This window comes from Flavobacterium profundi, from assembly GCF_006491645.1.
Taxonomy (GTDB): domain Bacteria; phylum Bacteroidota; class Bacteroidia; order Flavobacteriales; family Flavobacteriaceae; genus Flavobacterium; species Flavobacterium profundi.
This window is the reverse complement of sequence record NZ_VDCZ01000008.1, coordinates 156,730-179,363: the sequence shown is the minus strand read 5'-3', so window position 1 is coordinate 179,363 and position 22,634 is coordinate 156,730. Positions and strand designations below refer to the sequence as shown.

At 31.6% G+C, this 22,634-nt stretch carries 19 protein-coding genes; 10 read left to right on the top strand and 9 right to left on the bottom strand.

What is annotated here, in order from left to right; genetic code table 11:
* Nucleotides 1-126 precede the first annotated feature (126 nt).
* A complete protein-coding gene (gene ade, locus FHG05_RS11790) occupies nt 127-1,749 on the top strand; it encodes an adenine deaminase (protein ID WP_140998229.1) in 1,623 nt (540 codons plus the stop codon).
* A 96-nt stretch (nt 1,750-1,845) separates the two neighbouring features.
* Nucleotides 1,846-2,199 carry a hypothetical protein gene (locus FHG05_RS11785; RefSeq protein WP_140998228.1) on the top strand — a complete coding sequence of 118 codons (354 nt, stop codon included), beginning with the start codon at nt 1,846-1,848 and terminating at the stop codon, nt 2,197-2,199.
* Nucleotides 2,200-2,213: 14 nt separating this feature from the next.
* On the opposite strand, the gene FHG05_RS11780 is transcribed toward FHG05_RS11785, so the two are convergent.
* Both FHG05_RS11780 and FHG05_RS11775 read right to left on the bottom strand, forming a co-directional pair.
* Nucleotides 2,214-2,552 carry a HopJ type III effector protein gene (locus FHG05_RS11780; RefSeq protein ID WP_140998227.1) on the bottom strand — a complete coding sequence of 113 codons (339 nt, stop codon included), beginning with the start codon at nt 2,550-2,552 and terminating at the stop codon, nt 2,214-2,216.
* A 13-nt stretch (nt 2,553-2,565) separates the two neighbouring features.
* Complete coding sequence (locus FHG05_RS11775) at nt 2,566-2,991, bottom strand: OsmC family protein (RefSeq protein WP_140998226.1); 426 nt, start codon at nt 2,989-2,991, stop codon at nt 2,566-2,568.
* Nucleotides 2,992-3,102: 111 nt separating this feature from the next.
* Between FHG05_RS11775 and FHG05_RS11770 the strand changes: the two genes are divergently transcribed.
* The gene (locus tag FHG05_RS11770) at nt 3,103-3,333 is read left to right on the top strand and encodes a hypothetical protein (RefSeq protein WP_140998225.1); all 231 of its coding nucleotides are present in this window, start codon (nt 3,103-3,105) and stop codon (nt 3,331-3,333) included.
* Nucleotides 3,334-3,387: 54 nt separating this feature from the next.
* Here the strand turns inward: FHG05_RS11770 and rsmI are convergent, their stop codons facing one another.
* Both rsmI and FHG05_RS11760 read right to left on the bottom strand, forming a co-directional pair.
* Nucleotides 3,388-4,065: a 16S rRNA (cytidine(1402)-2'-O)-methyltransferase gene (gene rsmI / locus FHG05_RS11765; protein ID WP_140998224.1), complete on the bottom strand. Its 678-nt coding sequence runs from the start codon at nt 4,063-4,065 to the stop codon at nt 3,388-3,390.
* A 3-nt stretch (nt 4,066-4,068) separates the two neighbouring features.
* Nucleotides 4,069-4,908, bottom strand: a complete 840-nt coding sequence (locus tag FHG05_RS11760) for a hypothetical protein (RefSeq protein ID WP_140998223.1) — start codon at nt 4,906-4,908, stop codon at nt 4,069-4,071.
* Nucleotides 4,909-5,010: 102 nt separating this feature from the next.
* On the opposite strand from FHG05_RS11760, the gene FHG05_RS11755 reads away from it, so the two are divergent.
* The 4 genes from FHG05_RS11755 (at nt 5,011) to FHG05_RS11740 (ending at nt 9,667) form a co-directional block, all read left to right on the top strand.
* Complete coding sequence (locus tag FHG05_RS11755) at nt 5,011-5,607, top strand: thymidine kinase (RefSeq protein WP_140998222.1); 597 nt, start codon at nt 5,011-5,013, stop codon at nt 5,605-5,607.
* The gene (locus tag FHG05_RS11750) at nt 5,608-8,052 is read left to right on the top strand and encodes a bifunctional UDP-N-acetylmuramoyl-tripeptide:D-alanyl-D-alanine ligase/alanine racemase (RefSeq protein WP_140998221.1); all 2,445 of its coding nucleotides are present in this window, start codon (nt 5,608-5,610) and stop codon (nt 8,050-8,052) included. It abuts the gene before it with no gap.
* 66 nt (nt 8,053-8,118) lie between these two features.
* On the top strand, nt 8,119-8,523 hold the full coding sequence (mscL, locus tag FHG05_RS11745; RefSeq protein WP_140998220.1) for a large conductance mechanosensitive channel protein MscL: 405 nt from the start codon (nt 8,119-8,121) through the stop codon (nt 8,521-8,523).
* A gap of 154 nt (nt 8,524-8,677) precedes the next feature.
* Nucleotides 8,678-9,667, top strand: coding sequence for an aspartate-semialdehyde dehydrogenase (locus FHG05_RS11740; RefSeq protein ID WP_140998219.1), 990 nt, complete (start codon nt 8,678-8,680; stop codon nt 9,665-9,667).
* Between the two features lie 56 nt (nt 9,668-9,723).
* Here FHG05_RS11740 and FHG05_RS11735 read toward each other — a convergent pair whose 3' ends face one another.
* Complete coding sequence (locus FHG05_RS11735; protein ID WP_140998218.1) at nt 9,724-10,356, bottom strand: hypothetical protein; 633 nt, start codon at nt 10,354-10,356, stop codon at nt 9,724-9,726.
* 87 nt (nt 10,357-10,443) lie between these two features.
* Between FHG05_RS11735 and FHG05_RS11730 the strand changes: the two genes are divergently transcribed.
* From FHG05_RS11730 to FHG05_RS11720, 3 genes are all read left to right on the top strand, one after another.
* Nucleotides 10,444-10,782, top strand: a complete 339-nt coding sequence (locus FHG05_RS11730) for a hypothetical protein (protein ID WP_140998217.1) — start codon at nt 10,444-10,446, stop codon at nt 10,780-10,782.
* A gap of 95 nt (nt 10,783-10,877) precedes the next feature.
* Nucleotides 10,878-13,082 (top strand): TonB-dependent receptor, encoded by a 2,205-nt coding sequence (locus FHG05_RS11725; protein WP_140998216.1) that lies wholly within the window; start codon nt 10,878-10,880, stop codon nt 13,080-13,082.
* Nucleotides 13,083-13,195: 113 nt separating this feature from the next.
* Nucleotides 13,196-15,328, top strand: a complete 2,133-nt coding sequence (locus FHG05_RS11720) for a prolyl oligopeptidase family serine peptidase (protein ID WP_140998215.1) — start codon at nt 13,196-13,198, stop codon at nt 15,326-15,328.
* Nucleotides 15,329-15,390: 62 nt separating this feature from the next.
* Here the strand turns inward: FHG05_RS11720 and FHG05_RS11715 are convergent, their stop codons facing one another.
* From FHG05_RS11715 to FHG05_RS11700, 4 genes are all read right to left on the bottom strand, one after another.
* The gene (locus FHG05_RS11715; protein ID WP_140998214.1) at nt 15,391-16,191 is read right to left on the bottom strand and encodes a TIGR00266 family protein; all 801 of its coding nucleotides are present in this window, start codon (nt 16,189-16,191) and stop codon (nt 15,391-15,393) included.
* A 195-nt stretch (nt 16,192-16,386) separates the two neighbouring features.
* On the bottom strand, nt 16,387-18,624 hold the full coding sequence (locus tag FHG05_RS11710) for a T9SS type A sorting domain-containing protein (RefSeq protein ID WP_140998213.1): 2,238 nt from the start codon (nt 18,622-18,624) through the stop codon (nt 16,387-16,389).
* Nucleotides 18,625-18,719: 95 nt separating this feature from the next.
* Nucleotides 18,720-19,472: a LytR/AlgR family response regulator transcription factor gene (locus tag FHG05_RS11705; RefSeq protein ID WP_140998212.1), complete on the bottom strand. Its 753-nt coding sequence runs from the start codon at nt 19,470-19,472 to the stop codon at nt 18,720-18,722.
* Complete coding sequence (locus tag FHG05_RS11700) at nt 19,453-22,422, bottom strand: sensor histidine kinase (protein WP_140998211.1); 2,970 nt, start codon at nt 22,420-22,422, stop codon at nt 19,453-19,455. Before FHG05_RS11700 ends, FHG05_RS11705 begins: the two co-directional genes overlap by 20 nt.
* Between the last annotated feature and the right edge of the window lie 212 nt (nt 22,423-22,634).

The following is a 22,634-nucleotide window of genomic DNA, read 5'->3' as shown; positions in this document are numbered from 1 at the left end:
AGAAATTTGATTTTTCTTTTGGCTTATACAATTGAAAAACAAATTTACTATTAAAATTGATGTTGGCTTATTTTAATACCAATAAAATTTAGTTAATTTTGAACTTATTACTTTCAAAACTAAAGCATGCAAATTCAAGGACAAATTGTAGATATCGCAAACAAAAAAATATTTTCAGGAGAAATTACTGTTGAAAATGGAAAAATTACATCCATTATACCCAAAGAACATCAAGTAAAAAATTACATCCTTCCAGGTTTTATCGATGCTCATATTCATATTGAAAGTTCGATGTTAGTTCCTTCAGAATTTGCTAAAATTGCTGTACTACATGGTACTACTGGCACTATTTCTGACCCACATGAAATAGCCAATGTATTAGGAAAAGAAGGCGTTTATTATATGATTGAAAACAGCAAAAAAGTGCCATTAAAATTTCATTTTGGAGCGCCCTCTTGTGTGCCAGCCACTTTTTTTGAAACCGCTGGTGCTGTTATTGATGCAAATGATATCAAAGAATTATTAGCTTCACCCGACATTCATTATTTAGCTGAAATGATGAATTACCCTGGTGTTTTATTTGACGATACAGAAGTGTTGAAAAAAATGGAGTGGGCGAAACACTTCAACAAACCGGTAGACGGTCATGCTCCTGGCTTACGAGGCGAACCGTTGCAAAAATATATTGCTGCTGGAATTACAACAGATCATGAGTGTTTTACTTATGAAGAAGCTAGTGAAAAATTAGCCCTTGGTATGAAAGTAATTATACGGGAAGGAAGCGCAGCCAAGAATTTTGAAGCTTTGATTGATTTGTTGTCAGAGCATTATGAAAACATGATGTTTTGTTCCGATGATAAGCATCCAGATGATTTAATTGTGAGTCATATTAATGCATTATGTGCTAGAGCTGTAAAAAAAGGAATCGATGTTTTTAAAGTATTGCAAGCTGCTTGTATCAACCCTGTACACCATTATAACATGAATGTAGGCATACTTCGTGAAGGTGATTTTGCTGATTTTATCGTAGTAGAAGATTTGGTTGATTTTCAAGTTAAACAAACCTACATTAATGGTGCATTAGTAGCCGAAAATGGTACTTCTAAAATAGCAGATATTGATTTTGAAACGCCTAATAATTTTAGTACTTCTTTTAAAAAACCTGAAGATTTTGAAATGAAGAGTTCGGCCAAAACCATTCGCGTAATTGAAGCTCTAGAAGGCCAATTAATTACAAATGAACTCCATCATAAAGCTTTTTTGAAAGAGGGTAAATTAGTTTCAGACACGGAAAATGACATTTTAAAAATGGCAGTAGTAAATCGGTACGAAAATGCTCCAATAGCAGTAGCTTTTATTAAAAATTTTGGTTTAAAAGAAGGAGCTATTGCTAGTTCAGTAGCTCATGATTGTCACAATATTGTTGTTGTAGGTACTTCTGATGAAGAAATTTGTAGCGCTGTTAATCTCTTGATTGAAAACAAAGGTGGTGTTTGTGCTGTAAACGGTGCCGAAAAAAAGGTGTTATCACTGCCTGTTGCAGGTATTATGAGTGCCAAAGACGGTTGGGAAACGGGTAAATTATACCAAGAAATTGATGCAAAAGCCAAAGCATTTGGTAGTACCTTGCGTGCTCCTTTTATGACGCTTTCTTTTATGGCATTATTAGTTATTCCAGATTTAAAACTCTCTGATAAAGGTTTGTTCAGTGGAAATAGCTTTTCTTTTGTGGATTTGCAAATCGAATAAATGAAAAAGTTTACTGTTCTTGTTTTTTTGATTTTTGTCATTCTTAGCAACTGTAAATCGAGCAAAGAAAATATATCCTATTTATTTCCTTCCAAAATGAAGGTTATTACAAACACAGAAATAGATTCGTTATGCGATAAAGTTTTCACTCTTCAAAGTAGTTTTTCAAGTGAAAAAAAGCTGCAAAACATACCATTAGATTCGGTAGTTTTTAAAAAAGAAGGCAGTATTTATTCTTTCAACAAAAAAGTAGGTACTTGGCAAACAGACAGAACAATTTATTTATCAAATTACAAAAGAAAGTTCTATTTCAATTCTATTACAAATAATAGCTTAAGAATATATTCGAGATACCACATCGAAAAGGACACTACTTTAAAACAAATACGCATTCGATTAGTAAGCGAAAAAAATAGGAAATCCGAGCCTAAAAGTGAATTTGATTTTTAAGCCCAATTAGCAAATCATTTCAATTCCAAAGCATTTCCCTCAAAAGAAATGCCATCCCAACCCGAGTTGATAAAATTTCTAATATTTTGATGATCCATTTCATCTGTTGTTGCTAGTACTTTTTGATAATGTTCCCCAAATAAAAACAAGGTTTCTTTCGCCTCTAATTGGTACATTTTAGCAAAAGCCAATACTTTACACGAACCATTATTGGTATTGGCTTCGTTTGTTACAGCACCATTTGTAAAACGTGTTGGTGTAAATTCAAAATGGGCATCTATAGTTGCAATTACTTCTGAGAAGGCTACAATTTCAGCTTTTTGAATCGCTTCAATCAAATTAGAAATCGTCATATAAAAGAATAAATTATTCGTGATGAAAAATAGTTTTAATATCAATCTTGGCAAATTGTCGAAACATTTCCATGACACCGCAGTATTTTTCCACTGATAAATTCACCGCTTTTTGAAGTTTATTTTCGTCTAGATTTTTTCCATAAAAATGATATTCAACGGTAACCGCATCATACACTTTTGGATGCTCTTCGGTTAAATTAGCAATCGTTTCTATTTTAAAATCGGCTACTTCTAGTTTCATTTTTTCAATTAAAGAAGCCACATCCAAACCCGAACAACCTGCTAAGGAAGACAACAGTAATGCTTTTGGTCGTAAACCGGCTCCTGCTCCACCATGTTCAGGAGCAGCATTGATTAAAAAGGTTTCGCCACTAGGATTTGTAGACTCAAATTGCATGTTGTGTTTCCAAGTGGTCGTTGTGGTATGTGTTGTCATGATGTAGTGTTTCTTACAAATGTAGACATTTTACAAAAGTGTAACATAAAAAAACACTTTTCGTTATTAATATAAGTATCAAGTAATATATTAATTTTTAAAAACATTCAAATGGTAACACTTATTAACAATGTCAAGCTTTCAAAAGAAAGTGAAAATGATTTTTTTAATTCTATTTTTTTAGAAACAAAAAACATGCTTGAGAGCGAACTTGCAAAAATCGAATGTAAAGGAATAATCATTATTGATGGAACTCCATTCAATTATAGTTTTAAAATTCAGTCAGAAGATAAAAGTTCTGCTATAATTTTAGAATCAATCATTGATAAACTATTTGATTAAAATTATTTTTAAAATTAAAGTGAGCATTTCAAACTGTTCACTTTAATTTCAATATCACTTTAAACTTTTCCCAGCCACACAAACCACAATTTCTCCTTTTGCGGGTTTGGCTTCAAAATGTTGTAAAACTTCTTCGGCTGAACCACGAACGGTTTCTTCATGTAATTTGGATAATTCTCTGGAAACTGTAACTCTTCGGTCGGCACCAAAATATTGCACAAATTCGGCTAATGTTTTATTCAATTTATGTGGCGAAACATATAAAATCATGGTTCGGGTTTCTTCTGCCAAGGCTAAAAAACGCGTTTGTCTTCCTTTTTTGTCGGGTAAAAATCCTTCAAAGACAAATTTATCATTGGGCAAACCGCTATTTACTAAAGCCGGTACAAAAGCAGTGGCACCAGGCAAACATTCTACAGCCACACCATTTTCGACACACGCACGGGTTAACAAAAAACCAGGATCTGAAATAGCAGGTGTGCCTGCATCGCTAATTAAAGCAATGGTTTCACCAGCTTGCATTCGTTTTACTAAATTGTCCACCGTTTTATGCTCGTTGTGCATATGATGGCTGTGCATGGGTGTGTTGATTTCAAAATGCTTCAACAGTTTCCCACTATTGCGCGTATCCTCAGCTAAAATTAAATCCACTTCTTGGAGCACTTTAATGGCTCTAAAAGTCATGTCTTCAAGATTTCCAATTGGCGTTGGTACTAAAAAAAGTTTTCCCATTTTTTAATTAAACTTGCGCTCAATAATTTCTAAAAAACGCGTTTCATATTCTTCTTTGCCTTCCCAATTATCGTAATCTGGCTTCACAAAATCATTGATAAAATCTTTGGCTTCTTCGAAAGAATCGAAAGTATTCAATTGCGATAAAACTCGATTGAAATCTTGCGCACTTCCGCCAAACAATCTCTTTTCAAAAGCAATACGATCGTTTAATCCAAAAGAAATACCGCGAGTCAATCTATCATTTAATGACATTGTTCTAGGTTCTTCATCAAAAGTTTTCTTGGCTTCAAAAATAGTTTCAGGTTCCATTTTTTTTGGCTCAATTGTGGCAGCAACTTCTTCTACTGGTTCTTCAACGACTTCTTCTACTGGAGCAGCCACTTCTATTTTTTCAAAAGTGATATCGGGTGCTTTTTCAATTTCTTTAGCCACCTCTTCCACTTTTACAAAATCCACTTCTTTGTAATCGTCCATCGCAAGACCATCAAATAAAGCAGGTTGTTCTTTTTGCGCTTCCTCTTCTTTTAAAACAGGTTCCTCTTCTGTTTCTTCAACTTCCTCCAGAACCGCTTCCTTCATTTCCATAGGTACTTCTGTTACAATTGGAGTTACAGTTTTTGCTTCTTCAGCTACAACAGGCGCTTCCAATTTTGCTTCTAGTTCTTCTGGTGAAATTTCCGCTTTAATCGCTTCAAAATTTTCCTCATAAAAACGTAGAATCGTTAATTGTTCGTATAATTTCTTTGCTTCTTCTTGCAATTGTTTAGTTTCTGAACGATTTTTTAATTTTAAAACACGATGTGCAATACTGATTAATTCGGCTTCTAATTTTTTCTTCATAACTTTATAGAATAGAAATTGAATATATGGGTGGTTTTTTAATAAATTTGTTCCCATTACAAAAATAGCAGAAAATACTATTAATCGACTGAAAAAAACAAAATGTTTCTAGAAAATACAGTAAACCAATCTGAACAATTTGGCTGGATAGAAGTTATCTGCGGGTCGATGTTTTCAGGAAAAACAGAAGAGTTAATTCGACGTTTAAAAAGAGCACAATTTGCCAAACAAAAAGTAGAAATTTTTAAACCTGAAGTAGATACTCGTTATCATGATGAAATGGTGGTTTCGCATGATTCCAATGAAATTCGTTCCACACCTGTTCCTGTCGCTGGAAACATTCGTATTTTAGCACAAGGCTGTGATGTGGTGGGAATTGATGAAGCTCAATTTTTTGATGACGAAATTGTATCAGTTTGTAACGATTTAGCGAATAGTGGAATTCGTGTTATTGTAGCGGGTTTGGATATGGATTTTAAAGGCAATCCTTTTGGCCCAATGCCTAATTTAATGGCTACAGCCGAATATGTAACCAAAGTACATGCGGTTTGTACTCGAACTGGAAACCTAGCCAATTATAGTTTTAGGAAATCACAAGATGAAAAATTAGTTTTACTTGGAGAAACCGAAGAATACGAACCTCTTAGTAGAGCTGCTTTTTACAAAGCTTTAAAAGAAAACAAAGAAGCCAAAGAATAAGTGACCTTTTCTATTCAAAATATTATTCCTCATATCCAGGCAAAAATCGCAGGTATTGCTGATGATTTTATCATTGAGAACATTTCAATTGACAGCCGATCGTTACAGAATAATGCTGGAACTTTATTTTTTGCATTAAAAGGGCAAAACCATGACGGTCATCATTATATTGCCGAACTGATTAAAAAAGGGGTTCGCTTTTTCGTAGTAGAAAAAGTACCTGAAAATTATGTGGATAAAGCCACATTTTTAGCAGTTCAAAATACTACTAAAGCGTTACAAAAAACAGCAAAATATTATCGTAACCTCTTTCATTTTCCCATTATTGGAATTACAGGAAGCAATGGAAAAACAATAGTGAAAGAATGGTTGAATTTCTTACTCAGTCCGGACTATAGCATTGTAAGAAACCCTAAAAGTTACAATTCACAAGTAGGTGTTCCCTTGTCTATTTTTGGAACCAATGAAAATCACAATCTAGGTATTTTTGAAGCTGGAATTTCTCAAAAAAATGAAATGAGGAATTTGGAAAACATCATTCATCCTACTATAGGCGTATTTACACATTTAGGAATTGCTCACGAAGAGGGATTTAGCTCCTTAGAAGAAAAAATAGTAGAAAAAACCCGACTTTTTACTTCTTGTGAAGTGGTAATTCTTCCAAGAAATGAAGTAGTTGAAAAACACATTAAAGTACCCACATTTACTTGGAGTCTTACGGATGAAAAAGCGACTGTTTTTGGGAGTATAAAAACCCAAGAAAACCAAAAAACCGTTATTCAAATACACTATCAAAACAACAGTTTTGAAGTAACGATTCCTTTTCAAGACAGTATCGCAGTAAACAATGCCATGACATGTATGGCTACTTTATTGTATTTAAAGATTGACACCCCAATTATACAAGAGCGCCTTCAAAAATTATATCCTGTTGAAATTAGGCTGCAAGCCAAAAAAGGAATTAACGGTTGTGTATTAATTGACGATTCCTATTCATCAGATTACCAATCCTTAAAAATTGCTCTGGATTTCTTAGAGCAACAAAAATTACATTCTAAAAAGACCATCATACTTTCTGATATTTTCCAAGGAGGCTTACCTATTGATAAGCTCTATCAAAAAGTTGCATTGGCTATTCAAAATAATAATATTGACCGAATCATTGTCATTGGGGAAACCATTTCAAAATATTTATCGGAATTGCCCAATGTAATTGCTTTTGGTGCGACTATAGATTTTTTAAAACAGTTCAATACGCAATCTTTTCAAAATGAAACCATTTTAATAAAAGGAGCACGAAGCTTCAACTTTGATGAAATTGTGGTGCTTCTAGAAGAAAAAAAACATGAGACTGTTCTCGAAATTAATCTGGATGCTTTAACGCACAACCTCAATTTTTACAAATCCAAATTGCATTCCAACACCAAAATCATGGTTATGGTGAAAGCATTTGGTTATGGAAATGGTGGTTTTGAAATAGCCAAACTACTCGAACACAATTCCGTTGATTATTTAGGTGTCGCTTTTGCAGATGAAGGTATCGAATTGAGAAAAGCAGGCATTACATTACCCATTATGGTATTGAATCCTGAAAACAGTAGTTTTCCAGCCATGATTGCTTATGATTTAGAACCAGAAATTTACTCAATTACGGGTTTACAAGCCTTTTTACAATTGACCCAACAAAAAAATATTACCTCCTATCCTATCCACATTAAATTAGATACAGGCATGCATCGATTAGGGTTTGAAGCAAATGATATGGATACACTAATTTCTCTTTTACGCAACAATAATTTTGTAATGGTGAAAAGTGTTTTTTCTCATTTATCAGCTTCAGATGATACCCATTTTGACGACTTTACACAGTTACAATTTGAACGCTTTCATTTGCTTTCGCAAAAAATTATAAACGCTTTAGACATACAACCTATTCGTCATATCTTAAATACTTCTGGTATTTTTAATTATGCTCAAGAAATGCAATTAGAAATGGTGCGATTAGGAATTGGATTATATGGCATGGGTAATTCAAAGGCAGAAAGAAATAATCTTCAAAATGTAAGTACTTTAAAAAGTGTAATTTCTCAAATTAGGGAAGTTGAAGAAGGAGAAAGTATTGGCTACAGCCGAAAATTTATGGTAAATAAAAGCATGAAAGTAGCAACTATTCCTATTGGATATGCAGATGGCATTCGAAGAGCTTGGGGAAATGAAAAAGGGTATGTTGTCATAAAAAATCAAAAAGCTTCTATTTTAGGCAATATTTGCATGGACATGTTAATGGTAGACGTTACTTCCATTTCTTGTATAGCTGGTGATGAAGTGATTATTTTTGGGGAAAACCCGAATATTACTGAAATTGCAACAGTAACCGAAACCATTCCTTACGAAATCTTAACAGGAATTTCACAACGCGTGAAACGCGTTTTTTACAAAAACTAAAATAATGTAAGTTTTTTTATTAAATTAGCTTACACTTAACAAATTAACTAACTAAAAAAAGACATTATGCTTAAAGAGTTTAAAGAATTTGCAATGAAAGGAAATCTTATTGACATAGGAGTCGGTTTCGTTATGGGAGCGGCTTTCAATAAGGTAGTTTCTTCCTTTACTGGCGGTATTGTATCTCCATTAATTGGTTTGATTTTCCAATCTGATTTTAAAGATTTAAAGTTTATTATTCATGAAGGCGTTACGAATGCAGAAGGAGTTGTAGAAGGAGAAGTAGCAGTACTTTGGGGAGAGTTTCTTACAAATGTGATTGATTTCATCATTGTTGCTTTTGTTATGTTTATGATTGTGAAAGGAGTAAATGCATTGAAGAAAAAAGAAGAGGCTGCTCCTGCTACTCCTGCTGGACCAACACAAGAGGAATTATTAATTCAAATTAGAGATTTATTAAAAAATAAATAGTCCGCTACACTACCTATTCTAACTAAACCCTGAAATCTATTCAGGGTATTTTTTTTAAAAAAATGTTACAAATATAAATTTTTGTGAAATATTTTTTTTCTAGTAATTCTACCAAAATTATTCTATATTTTTGCATCACTAAATTCACAAAAAAATGAAAGTTGCAGTAGTTGGTGCTACCGGAATGGTTGGCGAAATCATGCTTAAAGTATTACAAGAAAGAAATTTTCCTGTAAGCGAATTAATTTTAGTTGCTTCTGAAAAATCGATTGGAAAAGAAGTAGCTTGGAATGGTAAAACGTATAAAGTAGTTGGTTTGCAAACCGCTGTTGACATGCAACCTGAAATTGCTGTTTTTTCTGCAGGAGGAGAAACTTCATTACATTGGGCTCCAAAATTTGCTGAAGCGGGTACTACTGTTATTGATAACTCTTCGGCTTGGAGAATGGATGCTACTAAAAAACTAGTCGTTCCAGAAATCAATGCTTCTGTTTTAACTAAGGATGATAAAATTATTGCAAATCCTAACTGCTCTACCATTCAAATGGTTATGGCTTTGGCACCGCTGCATAAAAAATATAAAATTAAAAGAATTGTTGTTTCAACCTATCAATCCATTACAGGAACAGGTGTAAAAGCTGTGCAACAGTTAGAAAATGAATATGCTGGAGCGAAAGGTGAAATGGCTTATAAATATCAGATTCATAGAAATGCAATTCCACAATGTGATGTTTTTGAAAACAATGGGTATACCAAAGAAGAAATGAAATTAGTTCGTGAAACCCAAAAGATATTAGATGATAAAACAATTGCAGTAACTGCTACGGCTATTCGTATTCCTGTAGTTGGTGGACATAGTGAAGCTGTAAATGTAGAGTTTGAAAATGATTTTGATGTTGCAGAAGTAAGACAATTATTACACCAAACAGATGGTGTTACGGTTCAAGACAATTTAGACACTTTTACCTATCCAATGCCTTTATATGCTGAAGGAAAAGATGATGTTTTTGTAGGTAGAATTCGCAGAGATGAAAGTCAACCCAACACTTTAAATTTATGGATTGTGGCTGATAACCTTAGAAAAGGAGCTGCAACCAATACCATTCAAATAGCGGAATACTTACTTAAAAACAATTTAGTATAATATCAAAAAAGAGGTTCGTTTTGAACCTCTTTTTTTTAAACTATTTTGATTTAATATTAATCAAACTCTTGAAAAACAAGCTTAAATGTACCGTTCGTTAATACGATTACATCATTCACGTCATTTTCATTATACAATTTACAATTCACAGATCCTGTAATAGTTTGTGTTTGAAAACCAAAATCATTCGTTCCAGCAACACCTGTGTTATACATAATGGCACTATTATCTTGACTACCCGCTAAAGTAGTATATAAATCACCGTTAGCATTTTTATAAGTTACACTTACCCCTTTTACCAAATTATTATCTTGTTCGTAAGTAATAAAGTTAACAGGTTTTACAGCAAACGTTGTATTAAAATTAACCGTTTCACTAGCTTCATCATCAGACTGATACATATTGTGCATCGTTAATTCTAAAGAAGGAAAATCATCAAAACCGCTAAAAGGAACCATAGCAGCAGCGTAGTAATAAGATCTATTACTACTTATACCACTATAACCTACATAAGGTTGATTATAATAACTAGGATTACTTGAATTGTCTTGAATATAATTTAAAGTAGTAGAACCAACAGTAGCTTTAAAAAAAGCAACAGAATTAGTGGTTTCACCAGAATTATCATTAGAATCATTACTACATGACAACAGAATAGAGCTTACAAATAAAAACAAAAGTTTTTTCATAGGATTAAAAAATTAAATTTCTTAAAAATAGTATTTATTTTCATACAGAATTAGAAAAAATAAAATAAGTCTTTATATTTGCGATTCATGAAACAAAAGATTGCCATACTCAACTTTGCAGTAATGCTTGCGGTTATTTTAGCTGTGAGTTATCAATCTTTACATATTTTGCGTCATCATTCCAATCCTACAATTGAGAATCTTGATACTTCATCCAACAAAAAACAGCTTCATATTCAAATTACAGAAAAAGAGCAATGTCACGTGTGTGATTTTAAATTTGCCTCTTTTTTGTCACCAAAAATCTTCACTTATTCTTTTTACTTCCCATTTAAAGAAAGTCCGTATTCTTTTAGTGTAAAAGAAGCCTTATCCTTCTTTAGTGGAAGTCTATTCTCTTTAAGAGGTCCGCCTAATTTCATTTAATTGTAGTACACTATTTTGCCAAAAAAGCAAAATACTTTTCACAGATAAACACCCTTATTTGTGAACTATTCCTATATATTATTAAATGAAATAAAATGAAAAACCTATTTTTATACATGCTACTTATAGTAGCTAGTTTTAGTTACGCTCAAAACACTTTAACCGGTACAATAACTTCAACAAACAATACGCCATTACAAAATGTTGCTGTTCATATTATTGAAAACAATTCTTATGCTGAAACCGACAGTAACGGTTTATATATTGTGACCAATATACCAAAAGGAAATATAACTGTTGTTGTATATTTATATGGATACGAACAAAAAACAGAAAAAATCAACAGTAATCAAAAAGAGGTTACGTTAAACTTTACTTTACAAGAAAAAGAACAACATTTAGATGAAATTGTAGTCTCTACTTCCTTTAACAAAATACAGTCTCAAAATGTAATGAAAGTAGAGCATCAAACTTTAAAACAAATGCAAGAAAATGGAGCTTCTTCTTTGATGGAAGGCGTAGCCTCTATTGCTGGAGTCAATCAAGTTTCAACAGGAGCCTCTATTGGTAAACCTGTTATAAGAGGATTAAGTTCCAATCGAGTGTTGGTTTATGCACAAGGGGTTCGTTTGGAAAACCAACAATTTGGAGAAGAACACGGTTTAGGATTAAGTGCTTCTGGAATTGAAAGTGTGGAAGTTATTAAAGGACCTGCTTCCCTTTTATATGGCTCCGATGCAATTGGAGGTGTTTTGTATTTCAATCCAGAAAAATTTGCAAAAAACAACACCTTTGCAACTAATGTAAATCAGCAATTCTATAGTAATACACAAGGCACCAATACTTCATTTGGTTTTAAGGCTTCTCCCAATAACTGGAAATTATTATTGAGAGCCAATTATAATTCACAAGCAGATTATAAAATTCCTAATGGTGAACGCATTGTTAATACACGTTCAATTGAAAAAGATTTAAAATACGGACTAGGTTTTGCCAATTCTCATTTTTCAACAGATTTTAGATACAATTACAATAATTTAGATTTGGGGTTACCAGAAGAAGAGATTGAAGCGTCAGGATTTAGAAACCCATTATTTCCAAAACAAGATATTGACAATCATATTTTAAGTCTTACGAATAAATTCTTCTTTAAAAATTCCAAAATTGAAGCTGATTTGGGATACATTTTTAACAATCGTAAAGAATTAGAAGCTGTAGATGAAATTGCACTACATATGAAATTAAAAACAGCCAATTACAATCTAAAATATTATTTACCTAAATGGAAAAGTATAGAAACGATTATAGGAACACAAGGGATGCATCAAACCAATGAAAATTTTGGAGAAGAGCTATTAATTCCTAATGCTACTGTAAATGATTATGGTTTCTTTGTGACTTCTAATTATGAGTGGAATAAAAATGCTATACAAGCTGGTATTCGCTATGATAGAAGAAACATTACAACATCAACACATGGAGAAGAAGGAGAAGAAGGCTATTTTGCTGCAATAAACAACCATTTTCAAAGCTTCAATTTTGCTTTAGGATATAAAACAACTCTTACCGATAAAATTATTTCAAGAATTAATCTAGCTTCAGGCTTTAGAGCTCCTAATTTAGCAGAACTTACTTCAAATGGTGTTCATGAAGGAAGTAACCGTTATGAAATAGGAAATTCAAATTTAAAAAACGAACAGAATTTTCAAGCGGATGTGAATCTAGAATACAATAGTGAACACTTTGAGTTTTTTGTTAACGGTTTTTATAATCATATTACCAATTACATTTTTATTTCTCCAACTGGAGCAGTTCTAGACGATAATGACGTGTTTGAATACCTTCAAAACAACGCAACGCTTTTTGGTGGAGAAACCGGAATTCATTTTCATCCACACCCTTTGGATTGGTTACACCTAAGAACCAGTTTTGAAACCGTAACTGGAAAACAAGAAAACGGAAACTTTTTACCTTTAATTCCTGCGAATCAAATTAAAAACAACATTCGAACTGAATTTCAGATTTCGGATTGGTTTACCAAAAACTATTGCTTTGCTCAAATTAATTACACCTTCAATCAAAATAATGTGAGTGCATTTGAAACAAGCTCGTTAGATTACACCTTAGTTAATTTAGGTTTTGGCGGAACTATAAAAACGAATAAAAATACTTTTGGAATTTATTTAAATGCAAACAATATCTTAGACAAAACCTACATTGCGCATCTATCACGATTGAAAAACGATGGTATTCCAAACATGGGTAGAACTATTATTTTAGGTTTGAATTTTGATTTTTAAATTACAGAATAAACAAATTTTATCAAATTAGGTTTCAAATAATAATTAGGTTTTCATTAACAATTGCATCCTTTTCAATTGTTTATTTTTGTGAAACAACTAAATCCTAACCAATGAAAAAAACAATCACTTTTCTTTGTGCAGTACTTACTATTGTCAGCTGCAAAAAAGAAGAAAAAAAAGAAATGAAAGAAATAGACATGAGTGTTACCTATCCCGTAACTAAAAAAGTAGACACTACCGACACTTATTTTGACGAACAAATTCAAGACCCTTACAGATGGTTAGAAGATGATCATAGCGAAGAAACAAAAGCATGGGTAAAAGCACAAAACGAAGTCACTTTTGGCTATTTAGAAAAAATTCCGTTTCGAAATGCATTGAAAGAAAGAATGGAAAAACTTTGGAACTACGAAAGAATTTCTGCTCCATTTAAAGAAGGAAAATACACCTATTTTTATAAAAATAATGGTTTGCAAAACCAATCTGTTCTATACAGAAAAGATGAAGCTGGTAAAGAAGAACCCTTTTTAGATCCCAATACCTTTTCAAAAGACGGCACTACTTCTTTAGGAGGTATCAATTTCACTAAAGATGGAAGTTTAGCTGCTTATGCCATTTCAGAAGGAGGAAGTGACTGGAGAAAAGTAATTGTAGTAAATACAGATACCAAAGAAATTATTGGGGATACATTAGTAGATGTAAAATTCAGCGGTATGTCTTGGTATAAAAATGAAGGTTTTTATTATTCTAGTTATGACAAACCAAACGGTAGTGAGTTATCTGCAAAAACAGACCAACATAAATTGTATTTTCACAAATTGGGTACTTCTCAAAAACAAGATAAAATCATTTTTGGAGACAAAGTCAAAAGAAGATATGTTAGTGGTTATGTAACGGAAGATGAAAATTATTTAATTATTTCTGCTTCCACTTCCACCACTGGAAATGAATTATATTACAAAGACCTAAATTCAAATGGCGGCATCATTAATATTGTAAATAATTTTGAAACAAATAATGGCATTGTAGATAACATGGGTACAAAGTTTTATGTTATTACAGATTATAATGCACCTAATCAACGATTGGTTACGTTTGATATAAAAAATCCAAAACAAGAAAACTGGGTTGATTTAATTCCTGAAACGGAAAACGTGTTGTCTATTTCTACAGGAGGAGGTTTCATTTTTGCTGAATATATGAAAGATGCAGTTTCTAATATTAAACAATACGATTATAATGGAAAATTAGTTCGTGAAGTTGCTTTACCTGGTATTGGTTCTGCTGGTGGTTTTGGCGGAAAGAAAGAAGAAACAACTTTATATTATTCGTTTACCAATTATACTACACCTGGAACTATTTATTCGTATGATCCAAAAACTGGAAAATCTGAAATTTATCAAAAACCAAAAGTAGATTTCAATTCGGATAATTATGAATCAAAACAAGTATTTTATACCTCAAAAGATGGCACTAAAGTACCGATGATTATTACCTACAAAAAAGGTTTGGAATTGAATGGTAAAAACCCTACGATGTTATACGGTTATGGTGGGTTCAATATTAGTTTAACACCAAGTTTTAGTGTTGCGAATGCTGTTTGGTTAGAAAATGGTGGTGTTTATGCAGTACCCAATTTAAGAGGTGGTGGTGAATATGGCAAAAAATGGCATGATGCCGGTACACAAATGCAAAAGCAAAATGTTTTTGACGATTTCATAGCTGCTGCTGAATACTTAATCAAAGAAAAATATACTTCTACAGATTATTTAGCTATTTCTGGACGCTCTAATGGCGGACTATTAGTAGGAGCAACCATGACACAAAGGCCAGATTTAATGAAAGTAGCTTTCCCAGGAGTAGGTGTTTTAGACATGCTTCGTTATCATACTTTTACAGCAGGTGCTGGTTGGGCATATGATTATGGAACAAGCGAACAAAGTCAAGAAATGTATAGTTATTTAAAAGGGTATTCGCCTGTTCATAATGTTAAAGCAGGAACACAATATCCAGCAACATTAGTTACAACAGGAGATCATGACGACCGTGTTGTGCCAGCACATAGTTTTAAATTTGCAGCAGAATTACAAGAAAAACAAACAGGGCCAAACCCAACTTTAATTCGTATAGATGTTAATGCTGGACATGGTGCAGGAAAATCTACTGAAGCAATCATTCAAGAATATGTAGATATTCAAGCTTTTGCACTTTATAATATGGGTGTAAGAGATTTGGAAAAATAAAAAATTATCACATAAAAAATCCTGCTCAATGAGCAGGATTTTTTTATACTATAATAATAACTCTAAAAACTATTATCACCATCTAACATTCTTCCCAAACCACCTAACAAACTTCCTTCTCCTTTATCTTTTCCTCCCATTTGTGGTGCTGCTTGGATTACTCTGTCTGCCAATCTACTAAACGGCAGCGATTGTATATAAGCGACTCCAGGACCTCTTAAGGTGGCAAAAAACACACCTTCACCTCCAAAAATAGTATTTTTTATTCCTCCTACAAATTCGATATCATATTGTACATCTTTGGTAAACCCAACAATACAACCCGTATCTACTTTTAAAATTTCTCCAGCTTGCAATTCTTTTCTTGCCAATGTTCCTCCAGCATGAACAAATGCCATACCATCCCCTTCTAATTTTTGCATGATAAATCCTTCTCCACCAAATAAACCTCTGCCTAATTTTCTGGAAAAATCAATCCCCACAGAAACTCCTTTGGCAGCACATAAAAAAGCATCTTTTTGACAGACAAATTTACCACCGTATTTTTGTAAATCAATAGGTACAATTTTACCAGGATAAGGAGATGCAAAAGAAACTTTCTTTTTGCCATATTCTACGTTTTGGTAAGCTGTCATAAACAAACTTTCACCCGTTAAAACTCTTTTCCCAGCAGAAATAAGTTTTCCAAAAATACCGCCTTCTTGTTTGCTTCCGTCTCCAAAAATGGTTTCCATTTTAATACCATTTTCCATCATCATAAAACTTCCTGCTTCAGCAACAACCACCTCTTGTGGATCCAATTCTATTTCTACATACTGCATTTCTTCACCAAAAATTTGGTAATCTATTTCATGTGCTTGCATAATTTATTTATTTTGGTTTATGATAATTAGTCGTAAATTGTAATCAAATGTTACTTTTTAATACAAATAAAGTCCTGACCAACCCAGGACTTTATTTCTATTAAAATTTCTAAAACTTATTTATTTCTATCTAAATTTAAGCGATTTAAAACTAAATCAGTTGAAATAAGAGTTATATCAAAATCCTTTTTATCATTATTGTTTTATAATTTTTTGTGACCCTTTAGTATTATTTTCAGCTTCTATAGAAACTAGATAAATTCCAGAAGGTAAATCATCAATTTGGATAACACTGTTTTTAGTTTCAAGAAGTTTTCTTCCATCAATTGAGTACAATTCAACTCTTTTAATTACTTCTTGAGATTGAATATAGATCGTACCATAAGTTGGGTTAGGATAAATAAAGAAATCTGAAAAAGATTGAAATTCATTAGACTCAAGTGATGCATCATATTCATAAGCGCCTTTATCAATTGTTCCTACAAATCTATTATTTCCCGCTAAGTCAACTAAGATATTCCCAGGTACCAATGCATCATTTCCTGAATTAATAGCTGGAGAAGAAGCGGTTAATTTAAATTCAATATCTAAAAGTGGGTCTGTATCACTTCCTCCCATTTGTCCGCCTTGAACAATAGAATTAACGGTTGTATAATATGAAGAGCCCGAAAGAGGTGTTGTGCTACCATTTCCGTATACAATACTATTAATCATTGTAACTCTTGGACTATTATCAAATCGAATGGTGTTTCCAAAGTTCCCATTATTCGAGCTAAAGGTAGAGTTGATTACTTCTACTACAACGCCTAAAGAATTTCCTCCATTAGCCGTGCTTGTAAAAAAATAGATTGCTGCGGGTCCATTTATTGATGTATTATTATAAAACAAGCAGTTTATTACCTTTCCTATATGAGTTTGGCCAAATCCATTTGATCCCAAAAACAATACTTGAGCATTTTGAGTTGAAAAATTATTTTTAAAAATACAACTCTCAAAATTAACGTCATGGTTCATTTGACTAACTCCTGTTGAGAACCAATTCGCATAGACAGCAGTATCGGTAGCTGTATTTTCATCAAAAGTACAATTTGAAAATGTTGCTTTAATATTTTCATTTGAAACATAGGTATGAACAAAGACAGCTCCTCCTCTATTATTTAAATATTGCGCGCTTGGCGTACCTGAAGTTACGCTAGTACCATTTGCATTCGCTCCAGAAAAAGTAAATCCATCTATTATTGCATTAGAGATTTGACCTTTCAATGTTAAAATATGATAAAGATTATCGGCTCGTGAGGGTTCTGTAGGGTTTACGTTTGAGTTATCGTTACCATTAACATCTCCGTTTAAAACAGTAACATTTGCCCTAAAATCACGTTGCTCAAGAGTGGACTCTGTTCCATTAAATCCACCGTACATATTCATTCTATCCGAAATTAAAAAAGTTGAGTTTCTACCACCACTCGTAGGAGTATAAATACCCGCTGCAACCCAAATATCATCTTTATAAAAATTATTATCTATAGCCGTTTGCAAATTAGTATAAGCATTTGCCCATGAAGTACCATCGTTATTCCCAGTTGCATTTGCATTAACATAAATAGGCTGTTGCGGATGACCCTCATAAAATAATTCGCTTATTTCAGAATCATTTAATTCTCTTTCATAGTATTTCACTTGATCTAGATAGTCGGTATATTTATTGGTAGCTGTAGTATTTCCTGGGTAACTACCAAAATACAAAGGTTGAAATCGGTTTATCGCTTCTCGCACTAATTGCCCGCTCGTATAAGAAGGTGTTACTGTTTGATTTGCAGTACCAACCAGCACATTGTCTATATATACTTTTGAATAATAATTTATAGTCCAAGCTACATATGGTGAAAGTACTACGCTTGTTGCTGTCGAATTAACCGTACAAACAACATGATGCCAAGAGCCATCTGCTACAGTATTTGCTGTTGCATTAAAAACAGTTCCCACATCTGTAATGGAAGTATTTCCGTAACCAAAATCTTGAAAAAAACGAATTTTGCCATTAAATAGAATAACATTAAACCCATGTGATGGAGAACTTCCCTTTTGATCAATTATTCTTCTAGAATTAGTATCAACAGTACTACTTTTCATCCAAAAGCTGATGGTATAAGCATTAACAAATTGTTGTTCTGTTCCGCCTGATTGATAGTAATCTCCATTTAAAACTACAGCTCGTTGAGATTCACCTAATCGATCTGTTGTAACCGAACCATTTAAGCCTGTTCTAGATAGGTTGACTACACCTGACTGCAAGTTGGATTGTACATTTGAAGTTAAATACTGATTATTTGTACCAAAAGTAAAATCATATTCTTTTACTAAACCATTTGTGGGAACTTGACCCCAACTAATTAAGCAGAATAAAAATCCCGAAAAAAGTAATTTTATTTTCATAATTATATTATTTATGAAACAAATTTGTAACGGAATCCTTCTATATTTTTAATTTTTTTGCTGAAACCTTCTTTTTTTTTGCTGAAAGACCTTTTTTAAAAAACATCATTTATTAAATTCATAAACTCCTCTTTCTTTTCTTTCGAAAGCGGAATAGATTTGTGATTCTCCATAACAAGATAAAAACCATCATTTTTCGACAATTCTTTTAAATACTTTAAATTAATTAGATAAGATCGATGTGGTTTATAAAAAATAGCTTTTTGTTGCAATTGGTCTACAAAATGTTTTAAGGGTTTACAAATTAATTCGGTTTGATTATCCTTTAAATAAACTTTGGTATACATTCCGTCAGCTTCAAATAATAAAATATCATCATGTGAAACAAAGCGAACTCCTTTTGGAACTTCTAACGCCATTTTATTTAATGACAATTGTTGGAAAGCCTTTTTTAATTCTTCTAAATTTTGATTCACTTTTTCATTTTCTAAACTTACTTTTGCTTTTCGAACCGCTTGTATAAATTCAGATTTGTCTACTGGTTTTAATAAATAGTCTATGGCTGCAAGTTTAAAAGCTTGAAGCGCATACTCATTATAAGCCGTTATAAAAATGATTTCAAAAGTCATTTCGTAAGGCTGAAAAAAATCAACAATTTGCAAACCTGAATATTTTGGCATTTCAATATCTAGAAAAACCAATTGAGGTTGTTCTTTCTTAATTAATGCTACTCCAGACTCTAAATCGGATGCTTCAAAAACAGACTCTATTTCTGTACAATTTTCCTGAATCATGATTTGAATCAGTCTTCTTGATTTTGCTTCATCATCAATTATTATTGCTTTCATTTTTTTTAATTGGGATTTGTATTATCACTTTAGTACCACAAGCTTGACCATTTTCATCCTGCAAATCTTCAATAAAAACTTTAATTTTATTTTGCCTCATTCGGTTTAATAAATTAACTCTTTTTTCATTTGCGGAAGTTGCAAATGATTGATGATTTTCAGGTCTTACACTTTTTATTTTTAGAGCTTCTACTCTTCCTACTCCATTATCAAAAATTTCACAAAATAAAAGGTTGTCATGAATATAAAATTTAATTATTAATTGCCTATTCGAAGGTTTATGCAATAAACCATGTTTAATTGCATTTTCTACATAGGGTTGTATAAATAAAGAAGGTATATAAAGATTCTGACTAATAAGATTATCTTGTATTTGTATATCATACTCTAAAGTATCTTCAAATCTATCTTTTTCTAAATCTAAATATAGTTGTAAAGCTTTTATTTCATTTTGCAATAAAACATCTTGAGTTCTACTATGATCTAAATACATTCTTATTAAACGTGAAAATTTAACTAGATAAGTACTTGCCATATCTTTTTCATTTGTAACGATATACTCTTGAATAGAATTTAATGCATTAAAAATAAAATGAGGATTCATTTGTGAGCGTAAATTTTCTAATTGAGAAAACAACAATTCTCTTTCTACTTTGGTTTTTTCTAAAGTTAATTCTTGTTCTCTTGTCTTCTTTTGATTTCTGTAATAATTGTACAAACCAATTAAGAGTAAAAAAGCAACTGCTAATGAGGCATAAAACCACCATTTCTTCCAAAAAGGAGCATGCACAATTAAGCTTATGGTTTTCTTTTGAGAAGGTAAACCATTTTTGTGTTTAGCACGAACTTCTAAAGCATATTCTCCAGCAGATAAACTGTTATATCTTAGAACATTTAATCCATTATCAGTCTTTTGCCAATCTTTATTTAAAGGCGTTAATCGATATTCATAATCAATAAATGCTTCTTTTTGAAACCCTGTAATATTAAACGATATTTTAATTGAACTTTTCTCAAAATCAAGATCATATTTTTCTTTAATTTTTTGATTCACTCCATTCACTTCAACAGTAGTAAAAAAAATATCTGGAGTTATATTTTTTTTAAATGCATTCTGTTTATGAACTCGATAAACGCCTTTTCTAGAACTTAAAAACAAGTAATCACCAATAACTTGCATATCATAATAATCATAGGTTTCTAAACCATCACTCTTTAACAAGTTGCTAAATTGGTTTGTTTTCTTGTTAAATTTTTGTAAACCTTGATTTGTAGTAATCCAAAGAAAAGAGGAGTCATTTTGAATTTTTCCTAAATAATTAGACAACAAACCTTCGTCTGTTGTATAAGATTTTTTAACCTGATCTTCATTTAACAATAAGAGTCCGTTCTCAAAAGTGGATACCCAAGCATCATTATCAGTTAAAATATCAACTGCAAAAACCGGCTTGTTTTTGTGTTTTACTTTTTTGAATGTACTATCATTACTATAGTAAAAAAGATTATCCACATAACTTATCCAATATTCATTTTCTTTATTTTTAGCTGCAGTATAAGTTCTTTTATTGCGTATAGTTGCATTTTTAAAAATAAACAAAGTAGGATTATTTTTAGGAATAGTATTAAGTATGGATTTAGAAACAGAATAGGATTCAAAATTATTAAAATTGAACTTGACACATTTATTATAAGTTCCAAAAATAAGCGCATCTTGTTCAACCAATAGGGTTTTTGCTAAACTCAGTTGAGGACAATTATAAATTTCATTTTTTTGAATATTCCAAACATAACCTTTGTTTTCTTGACTTATATAAATTAAATTTCTGTAAGAATCAAAAACAACTTTATTCACTTTAGCTTGAGAAGGTAAAGAAAAAATAGTCGTTTTTAAATTTTCACTATCAAACCAGCCTATTTTTCCATCTATAGTTCCAAATAATAACGTATTCGAATTGAAATATTCAAAATCGGTTATTATTTCATGTTCCAAACTATTAACCTTAGCAATACCCAGATTAGGTAAAACAAAAATTCCATTATCTAAAGTGCTAATCCAAAAATTTAGATTTTTATCTCTCAAAACTTTGGTGCAGTTTTCACCAATTAAAAGTGTTCTTTTTAAAAAAAATTGTGCATTCAAATTCAATTCGTATACATAAACACCTTTATTGGTAGCCATCCAAATTTCCTTATTATGATAAAATAGTTGATTAATTTGCAAATGTTCAATCTCTTTAGGAGTGGGTATTCTTGACCAAACATTATGATTATAATATTCGAAAAATATTTGATTTGAGTAAATAGAAAAAAGTAAATTATCAGATAGTTCTAAAGGAATAATTTTATAATTTCCAGAAGAAAGTAATGTTTTGAAACTTTTTAGTTTAGAAAATGATTTTTGTTGATAAGACAGTAAGTTAGATCCGTGCAACAGGTGGAGTTTGTCATTGTAAAAAAAAGGAGCATTGTACATGGATGAGATAATACTCGTATCTTTTATTACAACTTTTTTTCTAGTTTTCAAATCCAATTGAATTATACCTTCTTCTGTTAAAACGATTAATTTTTCATCATCAATTATAAATTCGGGAAGCTTACCATTAATATTATCTTGAAAATCGGCAAAAAGATGCATTTGTTCTTTTTCTATATAAAATATTTGTCCAGAAATAGTATTACACCATACTCTTCCTTTCTTATCCAATTTTAATCCAAAAACAGACAACCCTCTTTTATTTGGGTGATTAAAATGCAAAAAATCTTTACCATCATAACGATAAAGACCTTTATTTGCAGCAATCCATACAAATCCCTTTGTATCTTCAATAAGATCATAAATTTCATAATCAGGCAACCCATCTTTTTCAGTTAATTGAACACAAATAGGTGTTTGAGCATGTAAGATGCTTGTAGAGATTATAAATAATAGATATAAAAAAATAGTTTTCAATTGATTATAAAACTACAAATTACAATTATATTTTTAAGTTGCTCTTCCATTTTCTTCTGAAAAAGCACATTTTTCTTCTAAACTTGATTTATAAAATAAAAAAATAATTATAATAGTGCAATTCATAAGACAAAACCTTTTTATAATAAAAATAGTTAAACTAGAAAATAAAGAACTTTCCAATTTAACTATTTTTCAGTTAAGTAGTATGT